Genomic DNA, 13,662 nt, shown 5'->3' on the forward strand with positions numbered 1-13,662 from the left:
CGGCGCGGGCCGTTCGTTCACGCTTGCTCGAGAGCCCCGGCAGAAGCCTCGGGAGTGTCGCACCATGGCTGTATGAGCCTCAACGTCGAGCATCACAGCGTGCGCACCCTCCCGTCCGAGAAACCCATCCGACTCCTCGACAACGCGGGTCATGCGGTCACCGGTCAGGCGACCGGCGGCTTCGCCCTGCCCGACTGCGACACCCTCCTCGACCTGTACCGCAAGATGGTGATCGCTCGCCGCTTCGACGTGCAGGTGACCGCGCTCACGAAGCAGGGTCGCCTCGCCACATACCCCTCTGCGTACGGCCAGGAGGCGTGCGAGATCGGCGTGATCGCCGCGCTCGAGGCCCGCGACTGGTTCTTCCCGACGTACCGCGACAGCATCGCGCTGCTGACGCGCGGCATCGACCCGGGGCACATCCTGCAGTCATTCCGCGGCGACTGGCACAACGGGTACGACCAGCACGCCCATCGCTGCGCCTCGCAGGCCACTCCCCTCGCGACCCAGGCCCTGCACGCGGTCGGGCTGGCCCATGCCGCCCGCCTCCGCAAGGACCCGATCGTCGCGCTGACGTTCCTCGGCGACGGTGCCACGAGCGAGGGCGATGCGCACGAGGCGTTCAACTTCGCGGCCGTCTGGCAGACCCCGACCGTGTTCCTCGTGCAGAACAACCAGTTCGCGATCAGCGTGCCGCTCTGGCGCCAGACCCGCGCCGTGACGCTCGCCGACAAGGCGGTCGGGTACGGCATGCCCGGATATCACGTCGACGGCAACGACATCGCCGCCATGTACGCCGTCGCCCGTGCCGCGGTCGACCGGGCACGTTCAGGCGGCGGCCCGACGCTCATCGAGGGACTCACCTATCGCATCGAGTCGCACACGAACTCCGATGACCCCACCAGGTATCGCAGCGCCCGCGATGTCGAGCATTGGAAGCGACGCGACCCCATCGAGCGGCTCGAGAAGTACCTGGTCTCCGAGGGCGCCCTCACCGAGGCCATTCGATCCGAGATCACGGATGCCGCGGAGGCGGTCGCCGCTCACACGCGCGACGTGATGACCGCCGAGGCCGACCTCGACCCGCTCGAGCTCTTCGACCACGTGTACTCCCGCCCGCGCCCGGCACTGATGGAGCAGCGCGCCCGCCTGGAGGCCGAGCTCGCCGAGGGAAAGCACGAAGCCGAACCCGCCGGAGCCGCCCGATGACCGCGACGACCACCGAGACCGAGACCACTGCGGCATCCGCCCCCACGCAACTCACCATGGCCGGCGCACTGAACGCCGCGCTCCGCGACGCCATGGCGGCCGACGACCGCGTCGTCGTCTACGGCGAGGACGTCGGGCCGCTGGGCGGCGTCTTCCGTGTCACCGACGGCCTGCAGGCGCAGTTCGGCGACGACCGCATCTGGGACTCGCCGCTCGCCGAGTCGGGCATCGTCGGCACGGCGATCGGCATGGCGATGTACGGCATGCGGCCTGTCGTCGAGATGCAGTTCGACGCGTTCAGCTACCCGGCGTTCGAGCAGATGGTCTCGCACGTTGCGAAGATGCGGAACCGCACGAAGGGTCGGATGACGCTGCCGATGGTCGTCCGCATCCCCTGCGCCGGGGCGATCGGCGGCGTCGAGCATCACTCCGACTCGTCCGAGGCGTACTGGACCTCGACACCCGGCCTCACCGTGGTGATGCCGTCGAACCCCGCCGACGCGTACTCCATGCTCCGCGAGGCGATCGAGAGCGAGGATCCCGTCGTCTTCATGGAGCCGAAGAGCCGGTACTGGTCGAAGGCTCCCATCGCCCTCCCGGTGAAGACCCAACCCATGGACCGCGCGGTCCTGGTCCGCGAGGGCACCGACGTGACGTTGCTCGCCTACGGGCCCACCGTCCGCACCGCGCTCGAAGCAGCGGATGCCGCAGAGGCCGAGTCGCTCTCGGTCGAGGTCGTGGACCTGCGCAGCCTCTCGCCGTTCGATGACGAGACGGTCGGGGCATCCGTTCGCAAGACCTCGCGAGCCGCCGTGATCCACGAGGCGGCGCAGTTCGGCGGCTACGGTGCAGAGGTCGCGGCACGCGTCACCGAGCGGAACTTCCACTATCTGGCCGCACCCGTCCTGCGCATCACGGGGTTCGACATCCCGTATCCGTCGCCGAAGCTCGAGGAGCACTACCTGCCGACGCCCGACCGCGTGCTCGCGGCCCTCGACACGTGGGAATGGGACGACTGATGGGCCGCGACTTCATCCTCCCCGACCTCGGCGAGGGGCTCACCGAGGCCGAGATCGTCGCGTGGCTCGTCGAGCCCGGCGACGAGGTCGCCATCGACCAGCCCGTGGTCGAGCTCGAATCCGCCAAGTCGGTCGTCCAGCTGCCCACACCGTTCGCGGGTGTCGTGGAGTCGCTCGGTGGGGAGGTGGGCGACGTGCTGCACGCCGGTGCAGTGCTGATGTCGCTTGCTCCCGTCGGTGCCGACGCCGATTCCCCAGAGGCAGCGATGCGTGACGCTGAGCCGTCGACGGATGCCGCCCCCGCACCGGTGCCGGCCGAACCGGGAATCGCGGTGCCGACCGACACCGCAACCGAGGAGTCGGGCGCCGTGCTCATCGGCTACGGGACCCGCGCGAGCACGGCGACGAAGCGCGCCGCCACCGCGCCCACCCGGTTCGGACGCCGCAGGAGTGCCGGAGGTGGGCAGGGGCCGGGCTCGGCCGCGCCCTCGCGACTCGACCCGTCGCGCCGCTCCCCTGTCGTCTCACCGATCGTGCGCCGTATCGCCCGCGAGCACGGGTTCGATGCCAGCCAACTCGAGGGGTCGGGTCCCGACCATCTCGTGACGCGGCGGGACGTCGAGTCGTTCGTGCGTGATCTCCAGGCCGCACCGACCGCACCGGCCGTGCCCCCGCCGACCGCTCCGGCCGCGCCGCCGGCGGCACTCGAGACTGCTGCACCGGCCGACACGACCGCGGCCGTCGCCGACACCGCTGGTGCATCCGCAGCCGACCGACGGGTGCCCCTCGACCGCATGGGTCGCGCCGCGGCCGCCCACTTCTCGCGCTCCCGACGCGAGATCCCCGAGGCGACGGTCTGGATGGACGTCGACGCGACGGAGTTGCTCGTTGCCCGGCGAGAGCTCCAGGAGGCCACCGGTGAGCGATTCGGCGTCACGGCACTCGTCGCACGCTTCGTCGTGGCTGGCCTGGCGCGGCATCCGCTGCTCAACTCGAGCTTCGACGCCGAGCGCGACGAGATCGTCGTGCACGAAGCGGTGAACCTGGGGATCGCCGCGCAGACGCCGCGCGGGCTCCTCGTGCCCGTCGTCCACGGTGCCGAGCGGATGACGCTCCGCGCGATCCGCGACGCCATCGGCGCCCGCAGTGATGAGGCCACGACCGGTGCGTTCGCGCCTGCCGCGCTCACCGGCGGGACGTTCACGCTGAACAACTACGGCACGCTCGGTGTCGACGGGTCGGCCGCCATCATCAACCACCCCGAGGCGGCGATGCTGGGCATCGGCCGTCTCGTGGAGCGGCCGTGGGTGGTGGGTGGAGAGCTCGCGGTACGCACGGTCACCGAACTCACGCTCTCGTTCGATCATCGCGTCTGCGACGGCGCCGAGGCGGCGGCGTTCCTCACCTTCGTCGCGCGCTGCATCGAGCGGCCCGTGTCGTTGCTCGCCGACCTCTGAGCGGTCTTCACGTCATGACGTGACGGGGGCGAGGCGCCCTCCCGCCCCCCCCCCCCGCCGTGCCCTGCTCAGAAGAACTCGTCGGGCGTACCCGCGGCACGTTCGACGTCGCGGGTGTCTTCGCCCGCCGCCTTCAAGCGGGCGACGGCGACCCTGAGTCCCGACTCCATCTGCGCGGCCCACGCCTCGGATTCCCGGGCCGTCGCCTCGGCCGTGCGCGCGCGGGTTTCGGCCGCTTCTGCGACGAGGCGGGCGTCGTGCACCTGACGAAGCGCCAATGAGATGCCGTAGTAGGCGGCGACGATCGTGGCGATCGGCGCAGCGATGATCGCGAGCGCGCTGATGGCCGCGCCGGTGGGACTGAAGGCGATCAGCAACGCGAAGGCGAGGAAGAGCACGACGATGGCGACGAGCACGACCATCATGAAGCGCAGGTCGCGGCTCCACGTGCCAGGCCCGCCGTTGCGCGAGGGCTTCGAAGGCGTGCCATCAGGCCGAGGGCCCGACGCGACGTCGGGCGGAATGGTCGCCTCGTCGCGCGGGGCAGGGACGCCGGGCTGAGCCGCTCCCTGGTCGACGATCGGACGAGTGTACGCATCGGTCATTCGTTCCCCCGCTCCCGAGAATGATCAGACCCCCCAATTGTGGGGCCGCGACGAGGAGGGGTCAAGGAAGCACGCCGTGCCGGGCGATGTCGTCGGGGTCGGCGATCAGGCGGCCGCGGCATCCGTGAGGAAACGCTCGATGAGCTCGACGATCGCCGGGTCGTCGGGCTTCACCTGGGGCCGGAATCGACGGATCTCGTCGTCGGGAAGCAGCAGGAACTTCTCGAAGTTCCACTTCACTCGGCCCGCCTTGCCGTGGTCGTCGGGGACCTTCGTCAGCTCGGCATACAGCGGATGCCGGTGGCGGCCGTTGACCTTCACCTTCTGCATGAGCGGAAAGCTCACCCCATAGGTCATCGAGCAGAACTGCTTGATGTCATCGGCGTCGCCGGGCTCCTGACCGGCGAACTGGTTGCAGGGGAAGCCGATGATGGTGAAACCACGATCGCCGTACTGCCGCTGCAGAGCTTCGAGCTGCTCGTACTGCGGCGTGAGCCCGCAGCGCGAGGCGACGTTGACGACCATCACGACCTGGCCGGCGTGGTCGGCGAGCGAGACGACGGCGCCGTCGATGGTCGTGAGCGGGATGCCGCGAATGTCCACCCGTCGAGCCTAACGCCCGGTGTGGGGGTCTTCGGCCGTTGATTCATCGAGCGGTTCGATGAGGCTCGCGTCGCCCGGATCGACCGTGCGGGAGTTGTTCACCTTGCGGTCGACCTCGTAGGACGTGATGGTGGACGCGACCGCGTCGGACTCGTGCACGAGCAGGTCGAGCATGTTCTGCTTGGCTGCGTCGTCGAGCTTCACGGGCTGGAGGTACTCGTCCCACGCGTCGCGTGGGAGGAAGACGGGCATGCGGTCGTGGATCTCGCCCGACGCATCCCTCGCTTCGCGGGTGATGATCGACATCGAGACCTCCCACTCGTCGTCGACCTTGCGGGCGGTGTAGATCCCCGCAGCCGCCAGCAACCCGTCGGGCCCATGCAGGAAGTGCGCCTGCTTGCTTCCCGGCTCACCCGTCCACTCGTAGTAGCCGCGCATGGGCACGAGGCACCTCGAGGAGGCGAACGCGCCCTTCCAGAGCCCGTTCGTCGCGACCGTCTCGATGCGCGAGTTGAACTGCGGGCGCTTCGACTCCTTCATGAACGAAGGGTGGAAATTCCACACCGCATCGTCGATGCGACGCACGATCTCGCCGGTCTCGGAGTCTTGGCGCTCGCGCACGATGGGCGCGACCTGCGTCGGCGCGATCGAGTACGTCGGCTGCCAATCGCGGAAGTCGCCCCCCTCGGCCACGAACTCCTGGATCAGTTCATCGGTCTTGGCATCGAGGGCGAAACGTCCGCACATAGGCCGAGGGTACCTCGCGCCTCCGACAGTGGGCGAAGCGAAGGCCCTCGAGCGCGTACTCGAGGGCCTTGGTGAATCTGCGGGCTCGAACCCCTGCCTCACGTCATTGCGAGCGATCCCTCAGCGGATCAGTGGTCGTCGGCAGCCTGGGCTGTCGCCGACTTCCTCAGTAGTGGTCGCGGGCTTGCAGGATGACGATGTGGTTGTCAGTGACGTAGTAGACGAGCCGGTTCGTCTCGTCGATACGGCGTGACCAGGCGCCTGAGAGGATGTGCTTGAGCGGCTCGGGCTTGCCGATTCCGGCGAAGGGGTCGCGCAGGACGTCGGCGATCAGGAGGTTGATCCGCTTGAGGGTCTTGCGGTCCTGCGTTTGCCAGTAGACGTAGTCTTCCCAGCCGTTCTGGTCGAACGCGAGCGCCCGGGTCACGCGTCGAGGAGGTCGTGCTGCTCGAACTCGCCACGCCGCGCGCGCTCGATGGCTTCGAGAAGCCGCTCCGCGTTCGAGGGGTTGCGCAGCAGGTAGGCGGTCTCGGTGATGGCGTCGTAGTCGTCCTTCGACATGATCACCGCGTTGCCGTGTCGAGATACGATTTCGACGGCAGTGTGATCGTCGTTGACCTGCTGAATCAGGCCGAACAGGCTCTTGCGTGCTTCGGTCGCAGTGATCGCCGACATGTCCGCCTTCTCTCGCTAGTGGTACCGGATAATGTACCACTCAACATGGTCGGATGCGTGACGGTGCCAGGAACGCGAACGTCGGGCAGGTCGTGGTACGTGATCGCCCGGTGTCAGCCGGGTTCCATTCTGCTCTTCGGGCCGGTTCCTTCGAGACGCCAGTGGTAGATCGTCTCTTCGGAGAGCTGCAGGCACTGCGCCAGCTCGTCGACGCTGAGGTAGTCGCCGAGGTTCTCGACGAATCGGTAGGCCGGGACATTGGGTTGCGGTGATCTGCTCATACTCCGTAGGAGTGCGCGTCATGCCGTGATGCCGACCGTCAGTGGGATCCGGATGTGGATGCCTGTGGAAGTCGTCCGCCGAAGCGAAAAGAGCCCCAAAAGGGCCGCATAGGCCTTCCGCAGGCCCCCCAGCAAGGAGAAAACCCCTGAGAATCTTGCGATTCATCAGGGGTTTTGGTGGATCTGAGGGGACTCGAACCCCTGACCCCCTGCATGCCATGCAGGTGCGCTACCAGCTGCGCCACAGACCCGGGCGCCCCGTTCGGGGCAACGAATCGAGCTTACACCAGCCGCGGCCCCGGCATGAAATCGACCGGCGCATGCGAGGCCGGACGCCTCTGAATCACTTCTCGGCCGCGAGCAACGGTGCCACGGGTACCACAGGGCAGTCGAGCCAGAGCCGCTCCAGACCGTAGTAGAGGCGCTCCTCGCGGTGGAACACATGGACGACGAGATCGCTGAAGTCGAGGAGCACCCAGCGGCCGGCATCGTGTCCCTCTCGGCGGAGGAGCTTCATCCCGGACTCCTTGAGGGCATCCTCGACCTCATCGGCGATCGCGACGACGTTGCGCTCGGAGTTCCCGGTGACGATGAGGAACAGGTCGGCGAACGGGAGGGGCTCGGACACATCGAGGGCGACGAGGTCTTCGCCGCCCTTGGAATCCGCTGCTCGCGCCGCGATCGCGAGCGAGTCGAGTGCCTGGTCGGATGCGGTCATATGCTCACTTCCGGATGGGGAATCGATGACCGGCTCAGAAGAGCCCGGCCACGGCTCCGATGACGAGGGTGGCGACGACGCCCAGCGCGAGCACGCCCGCGGTCACGGCGAGCACGAGGGGGACATTCATGCCCTCCTTCTTAGGAGGCGCCATCATGGCCTTGGCGCCGCCCTGCGTGCTGACGGCCCGCGTCGCCGCGACCGGGGCACCGAGACCGGCGGTGTCCTCGACCTGATCGAAGAGTCGGTCGACGTCGGATGAATCGATCTGGCTGGGGTGCACGCCGGTCGCCCCATAGCTTCGGGGCAGGTCGACCGAGCCGGTCACGATGACCTCAGAACTCTTGATCCCGCTACCGATGTGCCCCTGGTCAGGGAGCGTGGGAAGGATCAGCGCGTTCGTCGTGGTGGGAATGCCATGGCTCACCGAACCCCGCGACAGGAGCTGGTCGAACGGCTCGGCGCGCTCGATCGGCGCGTTGAGCTGCGCCGTCCAGTGACCGACCGGTTTCGGGGCCGACGTCGGCTCGTCGGCGATGGCCGACTCCGCCGCCTGGTGCGGAGTGGGCTCGCGTGACGGGGCAGGCTGCGGAGGGAAGGGGGCGGACGATGGGTCGGCCGAACGGGCCGGAACGGATGCCGCCGGCGCACTCGCCGAACGAGCAGCCGGGAACGACGAGGCGGGAGCCGGAAGTACCGGATCGTCGTCGAAGTCGTCGGAATGCCCCTCGAGCATCGCACGGAGTTCGCGGCGCGTAAGCGTTCGCTCGGGCGTCGTGCGCTGGGCAGGCGGCTGAGGCCACGACGGCTGCGCCTGCTGACCGAAGGCGTCACCGTACTGCGGCGTCGGCCCACCTGACCCTGCCGGGGGTTGCGCCGCCGGATACGACGGCGGCTGGGAGGACGGAAGCGGTGGAGCCGGTGCCGCCGTGGGCGGCGGAGTCGGCGTCGGGGGCGCTGCCGGAGCTGGAGTGGGCGCCGGTGCGGAAGGCGCGTTCGCCTGCGCCTCCTCCTGCGCCTGACGCAGGCGCTCGCGCTCCCGCGCCTCGCGGCGCGTGAGCGGCGGATCCTGCGACGACGTCATGCGACACTCCGGTAGAGGTGGTGCTTGGAGATGTACTGGACGACCCCATCGGGCACCAAGTACCACACCGGGAAGCCCCGGCGCACCCTGTCCCGGCAGTCGGTCGACGAGATCGCAAGTGCCGGAACCTCCAACAAGCTTACGTGCTGCCTAGGCAAACCCGAAACGGAGAGCACGTGTCCCGGGCGACTCACAGCGACGAAGTGGGCGAGGTTCCAAAGCTCGTCGACGTCTTTCCAGGCGAGGATCTGCGCGATCGCGTCGGCCCCGGTGATGAAGTAGAGGTCGGCGTCAGGTCGCTCGGCGCGGATGTCGTGGAGCGTGTCGATCGTGTAGGTGGGCTTGCCGCGGTCGATGTCGACCCGGCTCACGGTGAACGACGGGTTCGACGCCGTCGCGATCACCGTCATCAGGTACCGGTGTTCGGCGTGCGTCACATCGGACTTGTACGTCGACGGCCCGGTCGGCACGAACACCACCTCGTCGAGGCCGTGCGACTGCGCGACCTCACTCGCCGCGACCAGGTGGCCGTGGTGAATGGGATCGAACGTGCCGCCCATGACGCCGATGCGAGGCCGACGTTCTTCGTGCGCCATCACACGAACGCTCGGTCAGTGCCCGCCGTGCTCGCCCCCGCCGTGTCGAGCGGCGTACGCCTCGGCCTTGCCGCGATGCCGGTTGGCGACGTCTCGGTACGAGGCGACCACGAACGCCAGTGCGGCGAAGATGACGAGTGCGATGAGGCCGTAGGCCCACGCTTCCATCGGAAGCTCCCTCGCATGCACCGTCTCGGTCAGCACTGCGGTCGTGAGGCTCATCGGCCGTTCCTTTCGAATCCTGCGGGTGACGCTCGTGACAGTCTATCGAGATCAGGACCGGACGTGGCCGGCGCCGCGCACGATCCACTTCGTGCTCGTGAGCTCGGGAAGGCCCATGGGCCCCCGCGCATGAAGCTTCTGCGTGGAGATCCCGACCTCGGCGCCGAACCCGAACTCCGCGCCGTCGGTGAACCGGGTGGATGCATTCACCATCACCGCCGCGGCATCCACCTCGTTCAGGAATCGCTCGGCATTCGCGAGGTCGTTGGTCACGATCGACTCGGTGTGCTTGGTCGAGTATCGGCGGATGTGGCGGAGCGCGTCGTCCATCGAGTCGACGATGCCCACCGAGATGTCGAGGCTCAGGTGCTCGGTCGCCCAGTCCTCGTCCGTCACGGGCACGGTTTCGGGCCGCAGGGCTCGCACCCGCTCATCGGCATGGATGGTGACTCCGGATGCCTCGAGCCGATCGAACACCGCCGGCAGCAGTCGCTCGGCGGCATCGCGATGCACGAGCAGCGTCTCGAGCGCGTTGCACACGCTCGGGCGCTGGACCTTCGCGTTGTGCACGAGCTCGACCGCCCAGTCCTCGGGCGCGCTCGAGTCGAGGAACATGTGGACCACGCCCGCCCCGGTCTCGATGACCGGTACCTTCGCCTCGTCGACGACGGCGCGGATGAGTCCGGCGCTGCCGCGCGGGATGAGCACGTCGACGTAGTCGCGTGCCTGCATCACGTGGCGGGCCCCCGCCCGTCCGAAGTCGTCGACCGTCTGCACCGCGTCGGCGGGAAGACCGGCCTGCTCGAGCGCATCGCGAAGCACGCCGACGAGCTCGCGGTTGGTCTGCTCGGCGGCGCTTCCCCCGCGAAGCACCACCGCATTGCCGCTCTTCAGTGCGAGCACGGCGATGTCGATCGTCACGTTCGGGCGCGCCTCGTAGATCGCGCCGACCACGCCGAGCGGCACCCGCACCTGGTCGATGCGCACACCGCTCGGCGCGGTACGGCCGCTCACGGTCTCACCGACCGGATCCGTGAGCGCGATGACCTCGAGGACGGCATCGGCCAAGGCCTCGCCACGCCGTTCATCGAGCTTGAGCCGGTCGAGCAGGCCGGTTGCCAGGCCGTCATCGCGGCCCCGCTCGAGGTCGCGTCGGTTCGCCTCGATGATCTGCGCCGACCGCTCACGGAGCAACGCTGCGATCCGATCCAGGGCAGCGTCTTTCTCGGTCGTCGAAGCCTGGGCGAGGCGGTACGACGCCTCCTTCGCAGCGGCCAGGCGCGCGTCGATCACCGTGGTGTCGAGGTGGGATTGCTCCATGTCCCCAGCCTAGGCGAGCGTCGAGCGGCCGCTCGCCGTGTGACGCCTGGGCGCCGGATCGAACCAGGTTCCGAGCGGTGCACCGGCCAGCGCGTCAGCCACGAGCGTCGTCGCCGTGATGAGCACCGCGGAGCCCGACTCGGCGGCGATTCGCGCGGCGGAGACCTTCGTCTCGGCTCCCCCGGTGCCGACGCCGGCGCTGCCGATGGAGTCCATTTCGACTCCGTCCAGCGCATCACCGAACGGAACCCGGTCGATCCGCACGGCTCCGGCGAGGTGCGGCGGCTTCGTGTAGAGCGCGTCGACGTCGGAGAGCAGCACGAGCAGGTCGGCGCCGATGAGCTCGGCGACCATGGCCGCGAGCCGGTCATTGTCACCGAATCGGATCTCGTGCGTCGCCACCGTGTCGTTCTCGTTCACGATCGGGAGGATGCGGAGCGCGAGCAGCCGGTCCATGGCACGCTGTGCGTTCGATCGCGGCGTGGCGTGCTCGAGGTCCCCGGCGGTGAGCAGCACCTGTCCGGCGACGATGCCGTACCGGTCGAGCGAGTCCTGGTAGCGGAAGACGAGCAGGTTCTGACCGACGGACGCCGCGGCCTGCTGCGTGGCGAGGTCGGTGGGTCGGGCATCGAGCCGGAGGTACGGCATGCCCGTGGCGATCGCGCCCGACGAGACGAGCACCACCTCGGTGCCGCGCTCGTGCGCCGACGCGAGCGCATCGACCAGGGGCCCGATCTGGCCGGCGTTCTCGCCGCTGATCGACGAGGAGCCCACCTTCACGACGATTCGGCGAGCACGCGGAATCTCGGCACGGGACGCGGGGATCATCGCTCGCCTTCGGTGTCGGATGCCGCGGCATCCCGATCGACGTCGACGTCGGTCTCGTCGTCGGACCACAGGCCGGCCTCGCGCTCACGCTGCAGCTCGGCGCGGGCCTCGGCCTTCGCGTCCATGCGCTCGTGGTAGTCGCTGCGCCGCTCGGCACGCGTCGCACGACGATTGTCGTCGAGCCGGAAGTCGGAGCCGCGCGGCGAGGTGATGAGCTCCGCTGTCGAGGTGAGGGTGGGCTCCCAGTCGAACACGACGCCGGAACCCGGACCGATGACGACCGTGGACCCGGCGACGGCGCCGGCACGAACGAGCTCGTCCTCGACGCCGAGGCGGGCCAGGCGATCGGCGAGGAAACCGACCGCCTCGTCGTTGGCGAAGTCGGTCTGCGCCACCCAGCGCTCGGGCTTGCGGCCCAGCACCCGGTAGATCGTGCCGTAGCTGCCGCCTTCGGCTCGCACGGTGAACTCGGCGTCGTCGACCGGCTTCGGCCGCATGACGATCCGGGGCGGGGCGGGAGCGGCCGCAGCCTCGGCGCGAGCCTGGTCGACGAGCTCACCGAGCGCGTACCCCAGCTGACGGAGTCCTTCGTGGCTCACCGTCGAGATCTCGAACACGCGGTACCCGCGGGCCTCGAACTCGGGCTTCACGAACTCGGCGAGCTCGCGCGCCTCGGGCACATCGACCTTGTTGAGCGCCACGAGCTGCGGTCGGTCGAGCAGCGGCACCTGGCCCTCGGGCACGGGGTATGCGGCGAGCTCTCGGAGGATGACGTCGAGGTCGCTGATGGGATCGCGGCCCGGCTCGAGCGTCGCGCAGTCGATCACGTGCAGCAACGCCGAGCACCGCTCGACGTGCCGAAGGAACTCGAGACCGAGGCCCTTGCCCTCGCTCGCGCCCTCGATGAGACCCGGCACGTCCGCCACGGTGAAGCGGTGGTCTCCGGCCTGCACGACGCCCAGATTCGGATGCAGCGTGGTGAACGGGTAGTCGGCGATCTTCGGCCTCGCCGCCGACAGCGCGGCGATGAGGCTCGACTTGCCGGCCGACGGGTAACCCACGAGCGCGACATCCGCGATCGTCTTCAGCTCGAGCGTCACCTCGCCCTCGTATCCGGGCGTGCCGAGCAGCGCGAACCCCGGGGCCTTGCGCTTGGTCGTGGCCAGCGCGGCGTTGCCGAGGCCGCCCTGCCCGCCGGGTGCCACGACGAAGCGCATCCCCGGTTCGGTGAGGTCGATGAGTTCGGTTCCGTCGGCGTCCTTCACGACTGTGCCCACGGGAACGGGGAGCTCGAGGTCCTCTCCCGCCGCACCGGCCCGGTTGTCGCCCATGCCCGGTTGGCCGTTGTCGGATGAGCGGTGCGGGCGCCCGTGATAGGCGAGGAGGGTGGTGACCTGCGGGTCGGCGACGAGCACGATGTCGCCGCCGTGCCCGCCATTGCCGCCGTCGGGTCCGGCGAGGGGCTTGAACTTCTCACGGCGCACCGACACACAGCCGTTTCCTCCGTGGCCCGCGCGCAGGAATAGCGTCACCTGGTCGACGAAGCTGACCATGCCGAGTCCTCCTGGATGAAAACGCGTGAGGGCGAGCCGAAGCCCGCCCTCACAAGACCGATGGGTCGATTATTCGCCGGCCGCCACGATGTTGACGACCTTGCGGCCACCCTTCGTGCCGAACTGCACCGCACCGGCCTCGAGCGCGAACAGGGTGTCGTCGCCACCGCGACCGACGCCCGCGCCCGGGTGGAAGTGGGTGCCGCGCTGGCGGACGAGGATCTCGCCCGCGCTGACGACCTGGCCACCGAATCGCTTCACGCCGAGGCGCTGAGCGTTCGAGTCACGACCGTTGCGAGTGGAGCTCGCTCCCTTTTTGTGTGCCATGTCTGATTCTCCTTGCGAGCCGCTACTTGATGCCGGTGATCTTGATGCGCGTGAGCTCCTGGCGGTGGCCCTGGCGCTTCTTGTAGCCGGTCTTGTTCTTGAACTTCTGGATCACGATCTTCGGGCCGCGGAGGTCGTTCAGGACCTCGGCAGTCACCGTGACCTTGGCGAGCGACTTGGCGTCGGAGGTGATCTTGTCGCCGTCGACGAGGAGGACCGGGGTGAGCTGGACGTTGCCGTCTTCGTCAGCCTTGATGCGGTCCATCGTCACGATGGTGCCGACTTCGACCTTCTCCTGCCGACCGCCGGCGCGCACTACTGCGTAAACCACTACTCGTACCTATCTCTGGGGAGCCCGGGGGCTCCGTGTGCCTGATGGGGATGTCACTGCGCGCGAGACCCCAGCGGGAAGGAGGGT

The 13,662-nt window shown here is 68.8% G+C and carries 18 protein-coding genes and 1 tRNA gene; 3 read left to right on the plus strand and 16 right to left on the minus strand.

Going from position 1 to position 13,662, the window contains the following annotated elements; translation table 11 throughout:
- The first annotated feature begins 72 nt into the window (after positions 1 to 72).
- From pdhA to HUS56_RS14080, 3 genes are read left to right on the plus strand one after another with little or no spacing between them, the layout of a single operon-like run.
- Positions 73 to 1,209 carry a pyruvate dehydrogenase (acetyl-transferring) E1 component subunit alpha gene (gene pdhA, locus HUS56_RS14070; protein WP_173924049.1) on the plus strand — a complete coding sequence of 379 codons (1,137 nt, stop codon included), beginning with the start codon at positions 73 to 75 and terminating at the stop codon, positions 1,207 to 1,209.
- Positions 1,206 to 2,228 carry an alpha-ketoacid dehydrogenase subunit beta gene (locus HUS56_RS14075; protein ID WP_173924050.1) on the plus strand — a complete coding sequence of 341 codons (1,023 nt, stop codon included), beginning with the start codon at positions 1,206 to 1,208 and terminating at the stop codon, positions 2,226 to 2,228. The genes pdhA and HUS56_RS14075 overlap by 4 nt, the downstream gene beginning before the upstream one ends.
- A complete protein-coding gene (locus HUS56_RS14080) occupies positions 2,216 to 3,685 on the plus strand; it encodes a dihydrolipoamide acetyltransferase family protein (RefSeq protein ID WP_173924051.1) in 1,470 nt (489 codons plus the stop codon). Before HUS56_RS14075 ends, HUS56_RS14080 begins: the two co-directional genes overlap by 13 nt.
- A gap of 68 nt (positions 3,686 to 3,753) precedes the next feature.
- Here the strand turns inward: HUS56_RS14080 and HUS56_RS14085 are convergent, their stop codons facing one another.
- From HUS56_RS14085 to rplU, 16 genes are all read right to left on the minus strand, one after another.
- The gene (locus HUS56_RS14085; RefSeq protein ID WP_173924052.1) at positions 3,754 to 4,290 is read right to left on the minus strand and encodes a hypothetical protein; all 537 of its coding nucleotides are present in this window, start codon (positions 4,288 to 4,290) and stop codon (positions 3,754 to 3,756) included.
- Between the two features lie 105 nt (positions 4,291 to 4,395).
- Complete coding sequence (locus tag HUS56_RS14090) at positions 4,396 to 4,893, minus strand: glutathione peroxidase (protein ID WP_173924053.1); 498 nt, start codon at positions 4,891 to 4,893, stop codon at positions 4,396 to 4,398.
- A 9-nt stretch (positions 4,894 to 4,902) separates the two neighbouring features.
- Positions 4,903 to 5,640 carry an SOS response-associated peptidase gene (locus HUS56_RS14095; protein ID WP_173924054.1) on the minus strand — a complete coding sequence of 246 codons (738 nt, stop codon included), beginning with the start codon at positions 5,638 to 5,640 and terminating at the stop codon, positions 4,903 to 4,905.
- 166 nt (positions 5,641 to 5,806) lie between these two features.
- Positions 5,807 to 6,067 (minus strand): Txe/YoeB family addiction module toxin, encoded by a 261-nt coding sequence (locus HUS56_RS14100; RefSeq protein WP_173924055.1) that lies wholly within the window; start codon positions 6,065 to 6,067, stop codon positions 5,807 to 5,809.
- Positions 6,064 to 6,315: a type II toxin-antitoxin system Phd/YefM family antitoxin gene (locus tag HUS56_RS14105; RefSeq protein WP_173924056.1), complete on the minus strand. Its 252-nt coding sequence runs from the start codon at positions 6,313 to 6,315 to the stop codon at positions 6,064 to 6,066. The genes HUS56_RS14100 and HUS56_RS14105 overlap by 4 nt, the downstream gene beginning before the upstream one ends.
- Positions 6,316 to 6,428: 113 nt before the next feature.
- Positions 6,429 to 6,596 carry a helix-turn-helix domain-containing protein gene (locus HUS56_RS14110; protein ID WP_173924057.1) on the minus strand — a complete coding sequence of 56 codons (168 nt, stop codon included), beginning with the start codon at positions 6,594 to 6,596 and terminating at the stop codon, positions 6,429 to 6,431.
- A gap of 175 nt (positions 6,597 to 6,771) precedes the next feature.
- A tRNA-Ala gene (locus HUS56_RS14115) sits at positions 6,772 to 6,847 on the minus strand.
- A 92-nt stretch (positions 6,848 to 6,939) separates the two neighbouring features.
- Positions 6,940 to 7,314 (minus strand): ribosome silencing factor, encoded by a 375-nt coding sequence (gene rsfS, locus HUS56_RS14120; protein WP_173924058.1) that lies wholly within the window; start codon positions 7,312 to 7,314, stop codon positions 6,940 to 6,942.
- Positions 7,315 to 7,348: 34 nt separating this feature from the next.
- A complete protein-coding gene (locus tag HUS56_RS14125; protein WP_173924059.1) occupies positions 7,349 to 8,398 on the minus strand; it encodes a hypothetical protein in 1,050 nt (349 codons plus the stop codon).
- Positions 8,395 to 8,994 (minus strand): nicotinate-nucleotide adenylyltransferase, encoded by a 600-nt coding sequence (nadD, locus tag HUS56_RS14130; RefSeq protein ID WP_371808314.1) that lies wholly within the window; start codon positions 8,992 to 8,994, stop codon positions 8,395 to 8,397. Before nadD ends, HUS56_RS14125 begins: the two co-directional genes overlap by 4 nt.
- A gap of 15 nt (positions 8,995 to 9,009) precedes the next feature.
- Positions 9,010 to 9,216, minus strand: coding sequence for a hypothetical protein (locus HUS56_RS14135; protein WP_173924061.1), 207 nt, complete (start codon positions 9,214 to 9,216; stop codon positions 9,010 to 9,012).
- Between the two features lie 51 nt (positions 9,217 to 9,267).
- Positions 9,268 to 10,536, minus strand: coding sequence for a glutamate-5-semialdehyde dehydrogenase (locus HUS56_RS14140; RefSeq protein WP_173924062.1), 1,269 nt, complete (start codon positions 10,534 to 10,536; stop codon positions 9,268 to 9,270).
- A 9-nt stretch (positions 10,537 to 10,545) separates the two neighbouring features.
- The gene (gene proB, locus HUS56_RS14145; RefSeq protein ID WP_173924063.1) at positions 10,546 to 11,364 is read right to left on the minus strand and encodes a glutamate 5-kinase; all 819 of its coding nucleotides are present in this window, start codon (positions 11,362 to 11,364) and stop codon (positions 10,546 to 10,548) included.
- Positions 11,361 to 12,917, minus strand: a complete 1,557-nt coding sequence (obgE, locus tag HUS56_RS14150; protein WP_173924064.1) for a GTPase ObgE — start codon at positions 12,915 to 12,917, stop codon at positions 11,361 to 11,363. Before obgE ends, proB begins: the two co-directional genes overlap by 4 nt.
- A 69-nt stretch (positions 12,918 to 12,986) precedes the next feature.
- On the minus strand, positions 12,987 to 13,244 hold the full coding sequence (gene rpmA / locus HUS56_RS14155) for a 50S ribosomal protein L27 (protein ID WP_148734951.1): 258 nt from the start codon (positions 13,242 to 13,244) through the stop codon (positions 12,987 to 12,989).
- Between the two features lie 22 nt (positions 13,245 to 13,266).
- Positions 13,267 to 13,575 (minus strand): 50S ribosomal protein L21, encoded by a 309-nt coding sequence (gene rplU / locus HUS56_RS14160; RefSeq protein WP_173924065.1) that lies wholly within the window; start codon positions 13,573 to 13,575, stop codon positions 13,267 to 13,269.
- Between the last annotated feature and the right edge of the window lie 87 nt (positions 13,576 to 13,662).

Origin of the sequence: Agromyces sp. Marseille-P2726 (assembly GCF_902809835.1) — a bacterium.
Lineage (GTDB): Bacteria > Actinomycetota > Actinomycetes > Actinomycetales > Microbacteriaceae > Agromyces.